Source organism: Chitinophaga sp. sic0106 (assembly GCF_019219075.1).
In the GTDB taxonomy this organism is placed as follows: Bacteria; Bacteroidota; Bacteroidia; order Chitinophagales; family Chitinophagaceae; genus Chitinophaga.
The window spans coordinates 24,114-40,516 of sequence record NZ_JAHUWJ010000016.1 but is presented as its reverse complement, the minus strand read 5'-3'; the positions used below and the strand labels follow the sequence as shown (position 1 = coordinate 40,516).

At 46.9% G+C, this 16,403-nt stretch carries 13 protein-coding genes and 2 tRNA genes; 8 read left to right on the top strand and 7 right to left on the bottom strand.

The annotated features are described in order from the left end of the window. The first annotated feature begins 8 nt into the window (after positions 1 to 8). A complete protein-coding gene (gatA, locus tag KW844_RS21165; protein WP_218378787.1) occupies positions 9 to 1,454 on the top strand; it encodes an Asp-tRNA(Asn)/Glu-tRNA(Gln) amidotransferase subunit GatA in 1,446 nt (481 codons plus the stop codon). 10 nt (positions 1,455 to 1,464) lie between these two features. After that, positions 1,465 to 2,754, top strand: coding sequence for a lytic transglycosylase domain-containing protein (locus tag KW844_RS21160; RefSeq protein ID WP_218378786.1), 1,290 nt, complete (start codon positions 1,465 to 1,467; stop codon positions 2,752 to 2,754). A gap of 387 nt (positions 2,755 to 3,141) precedes the next feature. On the opposite strand, the gene KW844_RS21155 is transcribed toward KW844_RS21160, so the two are convergent. The 3 genes from KW844_RS21155 to gap all read right to left on the bottom strand — a co-directional run bounded on the left by KW844_RS21155 (position 3,142) and on the right by gap (position 7,045). Further along, on the bottom strand, positions 3,142 to 4,560 hold the full coding sequence (locus KW844_RS21155) for a cation:proton antiporter (protein WP_218378785.1): 1,419 nt from the start codon (positions 4,558 to 4,560) through the stop codon (positions 3,142 to 3,144). Positions 4,561 to 4,674: 114 nt separating this feature from the next. Beyond that, positions 4,675 to 5,868, bottom strand: a complete 1,194-nt coding sequence (gene pgk, locus KW844_RS21150; protein WP_218378784.1) for a phosphoglycerate kinase — start codon at positions 5,866 to 5,868, stop codon at positions 4,675 to 4,677. Between the two features lie 160 nt (positions 5,869 to 6,028). Beyond that, positions 6,029 to 7,045: a type I glyceraldehyde-3-phosphate dehydrogenase gene (gene gap / locus KW844_RS21145; RefSeq protein ID WP_218378783.1), complete on the bottom strand. Its 1,017-nt coding sequence runs from the start codon at positions 7,043 to 7,045 to the stop codon at positions 6,029 to 6,031. A 140-nt stretch (positions 7,046 to 7,185) separates the two neighbouring features. Here gap and KW844_RS21140 point away from each other — a divergent pair. The 4 genes from KW844_RS21140 to KW844_RS21125 all read left to right on the top strand — a co-directional run bounded on the left by KW844_RS21140 (position 7,186) and on the right by KW844_RS21125 (position 9,637). Next, a tRNA-Glu gene (locus KW844_RS21140) sits at positions 7,186 to 7,257 on the top strand. A 237-nt stretch (positions 7,258 to 7,494) separates the two neighbouring features. Then, a complete protein-coding gene (locus tag KW844_RS21135) occupies positions 7,495 to 7,956 on the top strand; it encodes a helix-turn-helix domain-containing protein (protein ID WP_218378782.1) in 462 nt (153 codons plus the stop codon). Continuing rightward, positions 7,957 to 8,538, top strand: a complete 582-nt coding sequence (locus KW844_RS21130; protein WP_218378781.1) for a PIN domain-containing protein — start codon at positions 7,957 to 7,959, stop codon at positions 8,536 to 8,538. A gap of 67 nt (positions 8,539 to 8,605) precedes the next feature. Then, positions 8,606 to 9,637, top strand: coding sequence for a cupin domain-containing protein (locus KW844_RS21125; RefSeq protein ID WP_218378780.1), 1,032 nt, complete (start codon positions 8,606 to 8,608; stop codon positions 9,635 to 9,637). Here KW844_RS21125 and KW844_RS21120 read toward each other — a convergent pair whose 3' ends face one another. Beyond that, complete coding sequence (locus KW844_RS21120) at positions 9,638 to 10,162, bottom strand: antibiotic biosynthesis monooxygenase (protein WP_218378779.1); 525 nt, start codon at positions 10,160 to 10,162, stop codon at positions 9,638 to 9,640. A gap of 224 nt (positions 10,163 to 10,386) precedes the next feature. On the opposite strand from KW844_RS21120, the gene KW844_RS21115 reads away from it, so the two are divergent. Then, positions 10,387 to 10,458: transfer RNA gene (locus tag KW844_RS21115), tRNA-Glu, on the top strand. A gap of 152 nt (positions 10,459 to 10,610) precedes the next feature. Then, the gene (locus tag KW844_RS21110) at positions 10,611 to 13,790 is read left to right on the top strand and encodes a two-component regulator propeller domain-containing protein (protein ID WP_218378778.1); all 3,180 of its coding nucleotides are present in this window, start codon (positions 10,611 to 10,613) and stop codon (positions 13,788 to 13,790) included. Between the two features lie 153 nt (positions 13,791 to 13,943). Here the strand turns inward: KW844_RS21110 and KW844_RS21105 are convergent, their stop codons facing one another. From KW844_RS21105 to KW844_RS21095, 3 genes are read right to left on the bottom strand one after another with little or no spacing between them, the layout of a single operon-like run. Next, on the bottom strand, positions 13,944 to 15,347 hold the full coding sequence (locus tag KW844_RS21105; protein WP_218378777.1) for an MBL fold metallo-hydrolase RNA specificity domain-containing protein: 1,404 nt from the start codon (positions 15,345 to 15,347) through the stop codon (positions 13,944 to 13,946). A 26-nt stretch (positions 15,348 to 15,373) separates the two neighbouring features. Further along, positions 15,374 to 15,883, bottom strand: coding sequence for a DUF4442 domain-containing protein (locus KW844_RS21100; RefSeq protein WP_255578564.1), 510 nt, complete (start codon positions 15,881 to 15,883; stop codon positions 15,374 to 15,376). 9 nt (positions 15,884 to 15,892) lie between these two features. Then, entirely contained in the window at positions 15,893 to 16,396 is a 504-nt protein-coding gene (locus KW844_RS21095; RefSeq protein ID WP_218378776.1) for a thioredoxin family protein, read from the bottom strand. Positions 16,397 to 16,403 lie beyond the last annotated feature (7 nt).

Below are 16,403 nucleotides of genomic sequence, written 5' to 3'. Positions count from 1 at the left end.
GTTTAGCATTGTCTGAATTCAGCAGTATTAATACTTTTCACAAAGCATTATACGCCGGCAGCATAACCTGTACGGATAAGGTACGCTATTATCTCAACCGTATCCAGGAGCTAAAACATTTAAATGCCTTTCTGGAGGTGTATGAGGAGGAAGCCCTGGAGAAAGCCCGTGAACTGGATGCCCGCATACAAGGCGGTCAGCCCGTAGGGTCCCTGGCAGGAGTAGTGGTAGGTATTAAAGATGTTATCTGCTATAAAGGTCATAATGTAAGTGCCGCTTCCCGTATACTGGAAGGGTTTAATTCATTATATTCTGCCACAGCGGTTGAGCGACTGCTGGAGGCAGATGCTATTATTATAGGCAATCTGAACTGCGACGAGTTTGCGATGGGGTCCACCAACGAAAACTCCGCTTACGGACCTACCCTGAATGCGCTGGATACTTCCCGCGTACCGGGTGGATCATCCGGAGGCTCCGCAGTAGCCGTACAGGCCGATCTCTGCCAGGTAAGCCTGGGTAGCGATACCGGCGGTTCCGTAAGGCAACCGGCGGATTTCTGCGGTATTGTAGGCCTTAAACCTACTTACGGCCGGATCTCCCGATATGGCTTAATCGCCTACGCGTCATCTTTTGACCAAATCGGGATTTTTGGCAAGGATATTGCCGATGTGGCCGCAGTTCTACAGGTCATCGCCGGACCAGATGAGTTCGATAGCACCGCCTCCCAAAAGGAAGTGCCTGATTACCAATCTGGTCTGTCACACAATAAATCCTACAAATTCGCGTATTTAAGGGATGCATTGTATCACGACGGCCTCGATCCCGAAATGAAAGATGCTTATATAGATTTCTTTGAAAATCTGGTAGACAACGGTCATACGGTTTCCGGTAGCGGATTTGACTATATCGACTATATTGTGCCAGCCTACTATGTGCTCACAACTGCCGAAGCATCCAGCAACCTCTCCCGTTACGATGGTGTGAAATATGGCCACAGAACGGAGCAGAAAAACCTCGATTTGACCGATTTTTACAAAAAAAGTAGATCAGAAGGGTTTGGGAAAGAGGTAAAAAGGCGTATCTTACTGGGGACTTTTGTGTTGAGCTCAGGCTATTATGATGCCTACTACACTAAAGCTCAGCAAGTTAGACGTATAGTAGCTGACAAATTGAACGAAATTTTAGATCAGTACGACGCCATATTAATGCCAACTGTGCCTTCAACGGCATTTAAATTAGGGGAAAAAACAGATGACCCTATAGCTATGTACCTTGCCGACATTTATACGGTCTTAGCGAATTTGGTAGGGGTTCCGGCTATATCCGTCCCCATGAGAAAGCATTCGAACGGGATGCCATTTGGTGTACAGATCATTACAAAGAAGTTTGACGAGGCGAACCTGTTAAGCATTGCCCATCAATTGATGGATAGCAAACAGGTAGCGACTGTTTAAAATAAATTGTATGAGAAAAATCTTTTTACTTACGCTGTTGCCAGCATTGAGTTTAGGAAAAGTGAAAGCGGGTAGCAACGGCATACCTAAAGAGATCGGCTTCGCGAATGTGGCGGCCGACACTAGTGGATTGAACACACCAAAGGTAAAAGTTAAATTACCTAAGGATACCCTCGTTCATGCATCTCCTACCTCCCTTGCGGTAAAAAAGGCAGCCCAAAGCCTGCCTAATACTGTTCGTAGCGCGAAAGTTTATGAACAGATCAATAATAACCTGGTAGCCGGTTATGTGAATAACTATGCCACCCGTTACAGCCAGCATCTTCAAATCATGATCGAAAGAGGTCAGCCCTACTTTGCAACAGTAGAGAAGATCTTCCGTGAACATGGTATCCCTGAAGAAATGAAATACCTGGCCGTAATCGAATCCAGCTTTAATACCAACGCACGCTCCAGAGTAGGTGCCGTAGGTGCATGGCAGTTTATGGCCGGTACCGCACGCATCTTTGGGTTGAGCGTAGGTAAAAAAGTAGACGAACGTAAAGATTTCTATAAATCTACCCTCGCAGCAGCGCAGTACCTTAACCAACTGTATGATCAGTTTGGCGACTGGTTACTCGTAGTGGCTGCCTATAACTGTGGTGCCGGCGGCGTTCAGCGCGCTATGAAAGCCAGCGGCCGTGAGGATTTCTGGGGCATGCAATATTTCCTGCCTGCCGAATCCCGCAATCACGTGTATAAATTTATCGCTACCGGTTACATCCTCGACCGATTCAATAACTTCTTCGGTGTAAGCCTGGATGAAAACAGTGCGGTAGTAACCAATACTGCTGATAATGTAGCCCCTGTAGCTGCTATGTCCAGAGGACCGCTCACAGAAGACGAAATCTTCAGCACCGTAGAAGTGAATATCTCCGGTAAATATCGCCTGGAAGCCATCGCTAAATCACTGGATATGGAAGTGGCCGCACTGGACCGTCTGAATCCTGGTTTCGCAAAAGCATTGTCTTCTCCTGTAAATGCTTATGATCTGCGTATCCCGAAAGAGAAAATGAAGCAGTTCATGGCAGAAAAAGAAGAAATCCTGAAAGAGTCAGTGCAACTGACCCTGGACGATAAAGCCGTTGGTGTGGATAAATCAAAATTCCCTGCACCGGCTAAAATGCCAGAAGCTAAGCCAGCACCTGCAAAAGCGCCTGCAGCTAAATCTGCAGCTACCAAGAAAAAAGCAGTTTACCACAGCAAGAAAAAATCAACTGCTGCAACTAAGAAGAAAACTACTACTGCTAAAAAAGCATAAGGGTTAAAAAATATAAAAAGCGAAAGCCGGTTGTTCCTACAACCGGCTTTCGCTTTTTTATGGCTTGCCCAAACCGCGCGTAGCGCGGGTATTTGATTATTTTCGTTTTTATTTAAGTAGCAGTAGCCGCGCGCGGCGCGGAATGCGATTAGCATAACCGCAGGTTATCTGTCTGGATTTATCGGGAGTCGTTTGTCTGAGCTAAACAGGAAGGATAAAACTATCGCATGTTTTACATCTCCCTGAATATTTTTTGGGAGAGATGAACAGCCGCATTTTGCAAGGCAAAGGAAATCAACATCGCCATGCTGGTTTTACATCTCCCTAAAAACAAAAGAAAAAGCCGGCTGTAGCAACAACCGGCCTTTACAATTTATAAGTTGATCACTAAGCAGTGATGGTGTTATGCGCCTTCCTTGCTGACAAATCCACAAGATCCAGCAACGGTCCGGTCATGAATGTGGTGGCAAGCGCCATCAATACCAGCATCGCGAAGATTTCAGGCGATAAGATCCCCAGGTCGTACCCGATATTGAGCACAATTAATTCCATTAATCCGCGTGTATTCATCAATGCGCCAATGGAGAGCGACTGCCTCCATGTTTGCCCCATCAGGCGGGCGGTAATGGCACTGCCACCAAATTTTCCACCTACAGCAACCAGCATGATCAAACCGAAGGCTGCCCAGAGATGCCCCTGGGAAAGCAGGCCGATTTGCGTGCGTAAACCGGTGAAGGCAAAGAAGATGGGCAGGAGTACCATCACGGAAACGTCTTCCAGTTTGTCTGTGAAAAGCTTCCTGACAGTGTCCTGCACCGGCATTACTGCGCCGGCCAGGAAAGCGCCGAATAAAGCGTGAATACCTATGACTTCGGCCACCCAGGCGGATATCAGCAAGGTGAGAAATACGTAGCTGGCGGCTACTTTTTCGTTGCCACTATCCAGGTGACGTTGCAATATTTTATTTAACCACGGGCGTACCAGCATGATCATCACCACCACAAACACCAGTGCTAAAGCGATGGTGATGGCGGCTGATGCCAGGCCGGATGCTTTGGCGATGGCCACCACTACTGCCAGTATGCACCAGGCGGTAATGTCGTCAGCTGCTGCGCAGGTAATGGCGAGTGTGCCTAAAGGTGTGCCGGTCAGTTTTCGCTCCTGCACAATCCTGGCCAGTACCGGAAAGGCCGTTATGCTCATTGCAATGCCCATAAACAGCGCGAATGCAAGAAAGCTTACGTTGGCAGGGGCAAATGATTCAAATATAAAATAGGCCAGTCCTACGCCCAGCGCAAAGGGGACAACGATACTGGCATGACTGATCATGACGGCATCATGTGCTTTATTGCGCACTTTGCTCATGTCCAGCTCCATACCTACAATAAACATGAAGAACGCTAAGCCAATCTGGCTAAGGAACTGTAGGCTTTTCATGGATTCTGCGGGAAAGAGAAACATGGAGAAAGAAGGGGCGAGCCAGCCCAGGAGGGAAGGGCCGAGCAGTACACCTGCAATAATTTCTCCTACTACTGATGGCTGGCGTACGAGGTTGGCGAGTTTGCCAAAGAGTCGCGCTACCAGCATAATAACCACGATTTGCAGCAGTAATAAGCTCAGAGGATGCTTGAAATTGTCGAGGTATTTAATCCAGGTACCGGATTGGGTCAATGGGGCGGTGGTACTGATGGTATGCTCAATAACGGTCTGTTTTACGGGTAGTTCCTGACCTTTATGAAGGATAAACCAGATGATTGCGCCAAATATCCCTATGATAACGGGATACCAGATGAAGCGTTTATTCATAAAGTTAATGTATGCCGAAAAGATACTCAATTTTCTGTACACGGCTGTAAACCGCAACGGGCGGATGGCGACCGAAGGTCGCTATCCGCCCGTTGTATACATCAATAGTTTTTGTTACTGAATAGCAGCGATGCCAGGCAATACTTTGCCTTCGAAGAACTCGAGCATAGCGCCACCACCGGTAGATACATAGCTTACTTTATCAGCGAAGCCGAACTGATTTACGGCAGCAACGCTGTCGCCACCACCTACGAGGGAGAAGGAACCATTAGCGGTAGCGGCTACGATAGCTTCTGCTACCCCTTTGGTACCACCCTGGAAGGCTGCCATTTCAAACACGCCCATAGGACCATTCCAGAGGATAGTTTTAGAGGCGGCGATGGTTTGACTGAAGAGTGCTATGGATTTAGGTCCTACATCGAGGCCCATCCATCCGGCAGGGATGTTATCGTTGGAAACGATCTGCGTGGCAGCATCTGCGGCAAATTTATCAGCAGCAACGGAGTCCAGCGGCAGGAGGAGCTGTACGCCGTTCGCTTTTGCTTTTTCCAGCAGGTCGTTAGCGAGATCGAGTTTATCGTTTTCCACGAGGGAGTTACCGATTTCTTTGCCTTGAGCTTTGAGGAAGGTGAAGGCCATACCACCACCGATGATGATGTTATCGGCGCGTTCCATCAGCGTTTCGATGATGAGGATTTTATCAGAAACTTTAGCGCCACCGAGGATGGCTGTGAATGGACGTTCTGCGCTGTTCAGTACTTTTTCTGCGTTGGAAACTTCTGCTTCCATCAGGTAGCCGAACATTCTGTTTTCAGCAGGGAAGTACTGAGCGATCACGGCTGTGGAGGCGTGTGCGCGGTGTGCGGTACCGAAGGCATCGTTTACGTATACGTTACCCAGTTTAGCGAGTTGCTGTGCAAAATCCTGGTCACCTTTTTCTTCTGCTTTGTGGAATCGGAGGTTTTCGAGGAGGAGCACTTCGCCCATTTGCAGGTTAGCAGCGGCTTCTTCTGCCACCGGGCCTACGCAATCTTCGGCGAATTTAACGGTAACACCATCCAGGAGGGTGATGAGGTGGTATACGAGGTGTCTTAAAGAGTATTTATCGGTAGGACCGTCTTTTGGGCGGCCGAGGTGCGACATCAGGATAACGGCGCCACCATCTTTGAGTACTTTCCTGATGGTTGGTACGGCCGCACGCATACGAGTATCGTCGGTGATTTCGAATTTATCGTTCAACGGTACGTTGAAATCTACGCGGATCAAGGCTTTTTCGCCATTGAAGTTATGATCGGAAAACTTACTCATGGAGTATCAGTTTATAGAATAAGAAGGGTAGTTCAATAAAAAAACCGCGGAACCGACAGCACAAAGCATTTACATCGGTGGTGCCGGTTGGTTTGCTGTTATGGTGTAGTTGCGCGGAATTCAAAACGAAGCCCCTGCCGGAGCGGGGGCTTGTCAGATATTATTTCTGGATCTGCTCGGCGAAGTACTTAACAGTACGAACCAGCTGAGATACGTAGCTCATTTCGTTGTCATACCAGGACACGGTGCGAACCATTTGGGTATCGCCTACGGTTTGAACTCTGGTTTGAGTAGCATCGAACAGGGAACCGAAATGCATACCAATTACGTCGCTGCTTACGATTTCGTCTTCGGTGTAACCGAATGATTCGTTAGCGGCTTCTTTCATGGCAGCGTTTACTTCTTCGACAGTTACTTTTTTGCCGAGGATAGCGGTCAGTTCAGTGAGGGAACCGGTGATGGTAGGAACGCGTTGAGCGGAACCATCCAGTTTACCTTTCAGTTCAGGCAGAACCAAGCCGATAGCTTTAGCGGCGCCGGTGCTGTTAGGAACGATGTTAGCGGCAGCAGCACGGGCACGGCGCAGGTCACCTTTTGGATGTGGAGCATCCAGGGTGTTCTGGTCGTTGGTGTAAGCGTGCACGGTAGTCATCAGACCGTTAACGATACCATATTTTTCCTGGAGCACTTTCGCCATTGGAGCGAGACAGTTGGTAGTGCAGGATGCGCAGGAGATAACGGTTTCAGAACCGTCGAGGATGTTATGGTTTACGTTGAAAACAACAGTTTTCAGATCACCTGTAGCAGGAGCGGAGATAACTACTCTTTTTGCGCCGGCGGTGAGGTGAGCGGAAGCTTTGTCTTTATCAGCAAAGAAACCGGTACATTCAATTACCACATCGATTTCGTGCTCTTTCCATGGAATTTGAGCCGGATCTTTCTGTGCGTATATTTTTACCTCTTCACCGTTAACGTTGATAGAGTTGTCAGAATGCTTAACCTCTGCATCAAATCTGCCCTGAGCGGAATCATATTTCAGCAAATGTGCCAGCGTTTTAGGGCTGGTGAGGTCATTGATCGCAACCACATCAATGCCGGGCATTTTGTAAATCTGGCGGTATACCAAACGACCGATACGGCCGAACCCATTAATACCAATTTTGAGAGTAGTTCCCATTTTACATCGTGATTTGAATATGAAAAAATCGAAGGCGAATTTACAATCTATAGCCGTAGAAATCAATATATTTTTAGGTTATGAAAATATATTTTGGAAATATCAAAAAAGGTTCTACTTTTGCAATCCCAAATCGATACGCCGCGTTGGTCAAGGGGTTAAGACGCCTCCCTTTCACGGAGGAATCACGGGTTCGATTCCCGTACGTGGTACAAGAAACAGAAGGTTGCCGGAAGGTGACCTTTTTTGTTTTTGGTACTTTTCCAGGTATTCCTATGCTGCAATACAGTTAACCCAAATACACATTCAAAATCCTTTTTATTTTAAACTGAAGCTGGTAGATCTAAAAATAGCATCACACCGAATGATTTTGTTTATTTCGTTTATTTCGATTGTTTCGTTTATTTCGAATATTTATTCGTATTTTTATAGAAATAAAATCCACGGCAATGGAGACAATTCTTGAGAAAACAAGCAAACGGGATCAGAAGATAGTAAAGGCATTGGAGCCAAAGGTTACTGAAATATTAGGTCAAATATCCAGTTCCGGATCTGACATTGTATCGATGTCTTTTACTGGATATGGCGATGGTATAGAAATTCCAAAATCAGCAGTAATGTTATTTTTTGCCATATTAGAACGGATGGGTTCAAATGGTTCATTCGCAGTTTTATTTTCTGGAAATGACGAGGAAATAAGCACCCAGCAGGCTGCTGAAATTCTTGGAGTATCCAGACCTTTTTTGGTGAACCTATTGGAAAAAGGAGAAATTCCTTTTCATAAGGTTGGTAGTCACCGTAGGGTAAAAATGGAAGATCTTATTAAATATGAAAAGAAACTTAAAAAGGCCAGAAGGGAAAGCCTTGATTTTCTGGCTGACCAGGCGCAAAAACTAAAAATGGGATACTAAATGATTAGTAGAAAGAGATTAGTGGTTCTCTTAGATGCTAATGTTTTGTATCCGGCTCCTGTTCGGGACTTACTGTTATGTTTGTGTGAAGTAGGTATAATCATACCTAAATGGACCAAACAAATACAGCATGAATGGACGGAAAGCCTGTTGCGAAACAGACCTGATCTGAAAAGAAACCTGTTAGCCCGTATTTGCAGCGAAATGGATAAAGCATTTCCAGATGCAAATACTAAACAATTTGAAGATTTAATTCCGGGTATTGCCCTGCCAGATGTGGACGATCGCCACGTGCTGGCAGCAGCTATCAAGTGTGAAGCAGATCTGATAATTACTTTTAACAAAAAAGATTTTCCAGTAAAAATCACGCATTGCTTTCACATCGGCGTTTTTACTCCTGATGAGCTAGTGGTGGAGTTACTAAGGATTAGTTACTCAAGTGTGTGGGAAGCATTAAGAGCACAGGTAAACGCATTGAAAAATCCACCAATGTCTATGAATGAGGTATTGGACAAGCTGGAAAAATGTGGGTTGAAGAAAGCAGTAGCGATTTTAAGAGCCTATTTGCTTCATGTGACTTGATACCTGCCAGTTCCACCAAACAACTCTCCCTCCCCGTCTGTTTCCCTTTCGAACCCAACCCAACGAAATGGCAACAACCACCCTTAGCTTCAAATACGCACTGGAAAAAGCCACCCCTAAAATAGCTCCCGGCGGTATTACCCGTGGTGCTTCCGTACGTGAATTCCCAGCCTCGCAAAACCTTGCTGGTGTTAGCATGCACCTTGATCCCGGTGCTATGCGCGAACTCCACTGGCATGCGAATGCGGCCGAATGGGCGTATGTACTCAAAGGACGCATGCGCACTACCACCATTGATCCGCAAGGCAATACCTATATCGATCTTTTTGGACCCGGTGATGTATGGTACTTTCCCAGAGGTTTTGGACATGTGTTGCAATGTATCAGCAATGAGCCTTGTCACTTCATCCTGATTTTTGATAATGGTGACTTTTCAGAGGATCATACATTCAGTGTTACCGATTTTATATCAAGTGTGCCTCCGGAGATTGCCGCGCAGAACCTTGGTCTAACGTTGGAGGAGGTGGTACAGCTACCGCAAAAGGAAATGTATTTCGCGCCATCTCAGTTGCCGGATGTGCATTCCGGGCTTGCAGTACCCAGAGATAAGGTGACCCTCACCTCACCGCATCGTTATCCTTTAGGCGCGCAGATGCCTAAATTGGTACCTGGTGGTGGTACACAGCGGGTAGTCACCCAGCAGGAATTCCCCATCGCTAAAACCATTACAGGCTCCGTATTTGAAATCGAGCCTGGCGGATTACGCGAACTACACTGGCACCCTAATGCAGATGAATGGCAATACTACATCCAGGGCACTGCGGAAATGGGCGTTTTCTTAGCCCAGGGACAATTTGTAAAAGAGCAGTTCGAAGCAGGGGATGTAGGTTATGCTCCTATGGGCGCAGGCCATTACATCAAAAATACAGGCAGTGATTTATTGATCGTTTTACTGGGTTTCAATAGTGGAAACTATGAAGCGATAGACCTGAGCATGTGGCTGAGTGGTAATCCGAAAGATATACTGGAAGGCAATTTTGCAGTAGGTCCTCATATCATTGATAAGTTTCCTGCTGATGATAAATTCATCATCAAATAATTACTTTGCCGGTTGTAGCCAGTTGCGTAACAGTTTAATCACCACCGGCATCACCACCCACGTAAGCAATGCCACCATGCAGGCCGCAAAGATCAACTGCCGCACCAGTGATGGTAAAGTTTTTATCAGTGGAGCAACCGTGTAGGAGAGGAATACACTGGTAGGGAAAACGCCGCAAAGGGTGGCTATCGCCATCTTCCAGCGGGGCGGAGGCACAGGTGATCTAAACCAGGCCTCCAGGCCATTTAACTGCCGGTAAACGGGAGGTGCTGTGAGTGTAGATGCATAGGCCTCCCATGCCTTGAATTGTTTGGAATTATAAAAAGCATCTCTTTCAGCTGCATCCGCAAACGTACGGAGGATGCCTATTTCATTGCTATCTTCCCCATGCAGGGAAGTGATCATTCCGGCACCTTGTACGCCCGACTGCGCAAAGGACTCTCCCAGAAAATTCCGCAATGCATCTTTAAATTCTTTCTCTTTTCCAGGCAACACTTTCCTGGTTATAGCAACATGTATGGGCATGGGTAGTATTTGTCTGTAAAGACTACAGTCAGCACCGCCAGCTTGTTCGTAACAAGCCATTATTTCTCTCCCTAAAAAGAAAATTGGTTAATTCAATTTAATTCCGATATTTGCACCCCGGTTCATTGATAGCAAGACAAGTCACCAAAAGAATTTCATAAAATTCTAAAAATAAATTTGGTAGATATAAAGGTTTTCCTATCTTTGCAATCCCAAACGAAAACGCCGCGTTGGTCAAGGGGTTAAGACGCCTCCCTTTCACGGAGGAATCACGGGTTCGATTCCCGTACGTGGTACAAGAAAAGCTGCAGAAATGCAGCTTTTTTTATTTCCTCCACAATCGTATTTAACCTACTTTTATTATCTTGTATTATCTGGCAGTAACCAAATAAAACCTATTTCGTTTATCGCCAACTATCTGTTAAACGTGCCTTGCACGCATACTCCAATGAACCGGCTATTCGCTGTACTTTCAGATTTCCACAAGGCAGTGATCTTTACCTTCCTGCCCGTGATACTGCTGTACCTCCAAAGTACCGCACAAAGTCCGTTTTCGCATAAATTTACCCACCTCGATATCACCAACGGACTGGCCAGCAACCACGTTTCCGCCATCCTCCAGGATAGAAAGGGGTTCATATGGATTGCCAGCACCGCACTGCAACGCTACGACGGTACCAACCTCATCACCGTCGCCAGTTTCGACCGCGTACCCGGCTCCATCTACTACGACGATATCTGCCTCTGTGAAGATCGTTCCGGTCGCATATGGATGGGCACCCCCGATAATATTCGTGTATACGACCCCGTAACCAGCAAGGTTAAAACAGTTAAAATCCCTGAACATAGGAATAGCCCGGAAGACCTTTCCTGCAGCCATATCCTCGAAGATCACCTGGGCGTCATCTGGGCCTCTACCAACGACGGACTGCTGCGATACGACGAAAAAAACAACGTTTTTAACAAAGCCACCAATATCCCGGAACACTTCCGCCAGCAAATACATGACGCTATCGTGGAAGATAACGAAGGTAATATCTGGTTCAGCGGACAACACCAGGCCTTTATACTCAGCGCCGACAGGAGCACGCTGTACCATAAAGACTTTAACCCTAAACGAATACCCGTACTGGATATAGGCACCTCCTTCAAAAAAATATATATCGATAAATATCGCCAGTTATGGATGGCCGGCAGAGGAGGCATGGCCTACCGCTATAATACTGCAAGTATGCAGCTGGATACCTTCCACTTCCTGGCGGAGTTACGCCCCGCCAGGCATTGGGACGCTGTATTCGATATCCATGGCGATGCCGCCGGTAATATCTGGATGGCCACCGAGCCCGCCGGTATATTCCGGTATAATCAACTGAAACAGCAGTTTGACCTCAATATCCCCGGAAATAATAATGATCCGCAAGGCCTCCACTACGATTATGAAGCTAACTGCATCATGAGCGACCGGGAAGGCTACCTCTGGGTAGGAACCGATCATGGTATTAACATCATGAGCCTCCACGGACAGTCCTTCAAAACCCTCGATCAGCGAACCCCATTTCTCTCTGTAAATACAAAACTCCCGCAAGCAGAAGTTACCGGGCTTTTCCAGGGTACTAACGGAAATGTATATATTGGCTACTGGGGAAAAGGATTCGCCTGCCTGTCGCCGGACCTCTCCATCGTTAATACCTACGCCCACGATGCTATCGACCGCACGCACTCCATCCCGGAAGAACGCAGCCTGGTTTGGAGCTTCGCGGAATTAAAAGACGGTACCGTGCTGATCGGCCAGGAAAATGGTAACCTGTCACTGTTTGATCCTGTAAACAAACGCTTTGTCAGACACCTGCAAAGCGATGCACTGAAACAACAAACCCTCCTGGATATACATCCTTATAACGACACCACCGTGTATATCGGGCTGTATAAAAAGGGACTGGCCGCCTGGAATCCGCAAACAGACCAGTTTACCTATTACAACGCACTGCTCGACAGCCTTAAGCGCCCGGCATCCGTGATGGATATCGTACCACAAAAAGATGGGAAGCTATGGCTCGCCACCAGTACGTCAGGCCTGCTGCTGTTTAATCCGAAGACCCGGCAAATAGAGCATAGGCACAGCTTCCGCTGGGATAAAAAAGTATACGTTAACGTTACATCACTATACCAGTACAATGATACCACACTGCTGGCCGGCACCGACCACGGCCTCTGGATCGTTAATACGATAAACCGGTCATCTCACCCCATACTCAACAACAGACAGCTGTTTGATGAATGGATACTAAGTATTGCCGGCGACCGTAACCAGAACATCTGGCTTACCACGCAGCATGGATTCTATAAACTAAAACTGAAGCAGGAAAAGCTGCAGTCTTTTGTTCAGGGAGATGATATTATTGACAATGACAGAAAGGTCAGGAGGCGAATACTGGAGCTGCAAAACGGTATGCTCCTTATCGGAGCCTCTGATCATGCTGTGAGTTTTGACCCTGCACACCTGCAGGTAGCACCGCCACCGCCGGATGTCACCATCCTCAATATGCGCGTGATGGATAGTACCATCCAAATAGGGCAGGCATTGAGAGATACCTCACCGATACAGCTCAATCACCGCCAGAACTTCATCTCTATCGAATTCAAAAGCCTCCAGTATCACCAGGAAAAAATTAACTACTACTACCAGCTGGAAGGAGTAGATGAAAAATGGGTGAGCGCAGAAGGCTTGCTGGTGGCTAAATACACCAATCTGCCCCCGGGACTGTATACCTTCCTCGTGAAGGCGGCCAATGCTACAGGTACTTTCTCGGATAATGTTACTGTCCTTCAAATCAATATCCTGCCTGCATTCTGGCAAACAGACTGGTTCAGGATGCTGGCAATAATACTTGCCATTGCTGTTATTTACCTGTACGTTCGCTTCCGCATCAACCTTATCCGGCGTGAAGCCCGCCAGCGCGCCAGTATCCAGCAGGAAATGGCTCAACTGGAAATGAAGGCACTCCGTTCCCAAATGAATCCGCATTTCATTTTCAATGCACTGAATTCTATCCAGATCTTCATGATGAAAAATGAAACGGAATCAGCATTGTCGTACCTCAGCAGGTTCGCTAAACTAATCCGTAACGTGCTGGATAATTCACAGCTCAATAACATTTCAGTGTCCCGTGAAGTAAGCATGCTGGAAAACTACATGGAGCTGGAAAAATTGCGATTCACCGATCAGTTTGAATATAAAATCATCATTGATCCCAACCTGGAGGCCGATATGGTGGAAATACCTACCATGATCGTACAACCGTTCGTTGAAAATGCCATCTGGCACGGGTTGGTGCACAAAAAGGAAAAAGGCCGCGTGACCATTACCTTCGAAGAAGCACCTGGTCGTATACTTTGCACTATTGAAGACAATGGGGTAGGGAGAGAGAAATCGGCAGCCATTAAGCAAATGCAAGGCCATTCACACCATTCACGTGGGTTGCAGATCACGCGCGACAGGCTCGCCATCTATAACAGCAGGTTTCATGTAGAGGCAGGTTTTGAGATCGAAGACTTGTACGACAGCGAGGGGAAAGCGGCTGGAACCCGGGTGGTGTTGTGGTTTCCGCAGGAGTTATTATCGGAATAAGATAACGGTGATGTACAAACGTTAGTAAAACCACCATGGCCCAAGTAGTTTCCATCGGTAAGATAAAGGTTCCGCACCAACGCCAGGCTCAAGCCCACCATGCGCAGCGCAGAACCATTACCAGCAAAACCGAAGGTTTTGCATTTATAATAATCAGGTAAGTCCTATCTCATAATGACGGTCCGGAATCTCTATATCCAGGAAACCTTTCTTAAACAACCATTTCTTGAAAATCTGCTGCACATCATATTCCCCATGCACCAGGAACAGTTTTTTAATCTCCCTTGGATTTTGACAGGCGAGCCACTGGCTAAGATCTTCATAGTCGCCATGTGCACTCATTGACCTGATAACGCCTACTTCTGCCCTTACTTCAAAGCGGGTACCGTAAATAGATACTTCTTTTGCACCGCGCATCAGCCGGCCGCCGAGTGATTCCGGCTCGCAATAACCCACAATCAGGATTGTATTTTTTTCCTCGTCAATGTTATTGGCAATGTGATGTTTTACCCGTCCTGCTTCCGCCATACCGGATGCGGAGATGATGACGCATGGCTCCTTACGGAAGTTCAGGTTTTTTGACTCGTCTACTGACTTCACATAACGCAGCCCCGGAAAATCGAAGGGGTCATTATCTCTCTTCAACAGATCAGATACCTGGCGGTTAAATACTTCCGGGTGAGCTTTGGTAACAGCAGTGGCTTCGGTGGATAATGGACTGTCCACAAAAATATCCACCTTCGGTAATTTGCCTGCGAGCTGGGCTTTATTAAGTGTGTACAGCAGTTCCTGTGTACGCCCTACGCTGAAGGCAGGAATGATCAGTTTACCGCCTTTTTGTACGCAGGTTTCGTGGATGTAGCGCAGCAGCTCATCGTCAGCGGGAGCAGCATCGGCATGCAACGTGCTGCCATAGGTGGATTCCATGAGAATGTAATCCGCCTGTGGGAATACCGCCGGCGACTTCAGGATCGCATCATTGTAACGGCCAATATCTCCACTAAAAGTAATTTGCTGTGTTTTGCCATACTCCGTAATACGGAGATGTATACACGCAGCACCCACAATGTGCCCCGCATCTGTCAACATTACCTGTATATCCGGATCAATGGTGATCCAGTTATTAAAGTTTACCGGCTTTAAAAAGCCGATAGCAAATTTGGCATCATCAACGGTATACAGCGGCTGCAGGTATGGTATACCCTCTTTTGCGCGCTTTTTATTGGAGAACTTGATATCATCTTCCTGGATCTCTGCGGAGTCGAGCAACAATATTTCCGCCATATCACGGGTAGCATGTGTGCAGTAAATCGGTCCTCTGTACCCTTGTTTAACCAGCCGCGGAATCAGCCCGGTATGGTCGATGTGTGCGTGCGACAACACCATGTAAGTTACTTCCGTGGGGTCAAATCCGAAATCTCTGTTTAAGGAGTCTGTTTCTTTTCCCATACCCTGGAACATACCACAATCTAACAGGATCTTTTTTCCATTCTTCAGGGTAATCAGGTGCTTGGAACCTGTTACAGTACGCGCAGCACCATGAAATGCAATCTTCATAATTAAGGGTATTTGGTTAAACTTTTTTACCTGGCAGCCTTAAAGGACCAGGTGATGTCAAACGTGGCAATTTGTATGCCTTCTTTATTTTTACCTTCAGAACGTATGGTGACGGTAGTTGGTTCATTAGTAGCAATTGCCTTTTCTATAGCAGCTTTCATGGCAGGTATATCGGCACAGGTGAACCAGGTAGTGCCGGTGGCCTTTTTGGAGTAGGTTGCCTGCATGCCGGTAACTAGCATGGATACACGCTTTTCTGAACTGCGTGCATACATCATGGCGGGTAATCCGGTACTCAGTTCGCCGGCCATAGCCAGGCAGGCAAAGTAGGTGGATTTAAAAGGATTTTGCGACAACCATTTATACGGCACCCTCGTTACGCATGCCTCTTCAGTAACAGATACCAGCCGTACTCCCGCCAGCCATGCCGCGGGGAGTTTCATCAGCAGAAAGGCCGAAAACTTAAACGGATGCTGTGCAAATCTCATAAAAGACTGCACAGCATCCGTTTTAAAGTAAGTGATGCCATTATCCATGGGAAATACTTATTCGTTTACATAATTGGAAGGTAGTAACGCCGCCGGGCCCCATTGTTTGAAAAAATCGCCCACTTTCTTCTTATCATAGGAATCAGCAGATTCCAGGAGTCCGGAGTTTTGTGTATGCAGGCGGTTGCCGTTGGCGTCAAGTACTACAAATACCGGAAATCCAAAGCGCTGTGGATAACCCAGCTCCTTCAGGATAGGCAGGTTTTTGTTTTCCTTGCTGTAATTGAGGTGATATACTACGAAATTGCTTTCCATGGTGGATTTGAGAGTGGAGTCGTCTTCCACAAACTTGTAAAAGCGCTTGCACCAGATACACCAGTTACCTCCAATTTGCAGCAATACATGTTTTTTCTCTTTGGCTGCCTGCTGTACTGCGGCGGCAATGTCGGCTTTGGCATTGGCTTCGGGATTATAGATATGCTGCAGGTCTTGCGTTTGTGCGCTGGCAGCAGGTATAATAAATCCCACACTCAATATCAACATCCATACGTACTTCATCATAATCAAT

What these genes read in the sequence shown, in the direction of transcription:
- KW844_RS21160 (WP_218378786.1), top strand. Translation starts at nt 1,465, where the DNA reads ATGAGAAAAATCTTTTTACTTACGCTGTTGCCAGCATTGAGTTTAGGA.
- KW844_RS21155 (WP_218378785.1), bottom strand. Translation starts at nt 4,560, where the DNA reads ATGAATAAACGCTTCATCTGGTATCCCGTTATCATAGGGATATTTGGC.
- pgk (WP_218378784.1), bottom strand. Translation starts at nt 5,868, where the DNA reads ATGAGTAAGTTTTCCGATCATAACTTCAATGGCGAAAAAGCCTTGATC.
- gap (WP_218378783.1), bottom strand. Translation starts at nt 7,045, where the DNA reads ATGGGAACTACTCTCAAAATTGGTATTAATGGGTTCGGCCGTATCGGT.
- KW844_RS21135 (WP_218378782.1), top strand. Translation starts at nt 7,495, where the DNA reads ATGGAGACAATTCTTGAGAAAACAAGCAAACGGGATCAGAAGATAGTA.
- KW844_RS21130 (WP_218378781.1), top strand. Translation starts at nt 7,957, where the DNA reads ATGATTAGTAGAAAGAGATTAGTGGTTCTCTTAGATGCTAATGTTTTG.
- KW844_RS21125 (WP_218378780.1), top strand. Translation starts at nt 8,606, where the DNA reads ATGGCAACAACCACCCTTAGCTTCAAATACGCACTGGAAAAAGCCACC.
- KW844_RS21120 (WP_218378779.1), bottom strand. Translation starts at nt 10,162, where the DNA reads ATGCCCATACATGTTGCTATAACCAGGAAAGTGTTGCCTGGAAAAGAG.
- KW844_RS21110 (WP_218378778.1), top strand. Translation starts at nt 10,611, where the DNA reads ATGAACCGGCTATTCGCTGTACTTTCAGATTTCCACAAGGCAGTGATC.
- KW844_RS21105 (WP_218378777.1), bottom strand. Translation starts at nt 15,347, where the DNA reads ATGAAGATTGCATTTCATGGTGCTGCGCGTACTGTAACAGGTTCCAAG.
- KW844_RS21100 (WP_255578564.1), bottom strand. Translation starts at nt 15,883, where the DNA reads ATGGATAATGGCATCACTTACTTTAAAACGGATGCTGTGCAGTCTTTT.
- KW844_RS21095 (WP_218378776.1), bottom strand. Translation starts at nt 16,396, where the DNA reads ATGATGAAGTACGTATGGATGTTGATATTGAGTGTGGGATTTATTATA.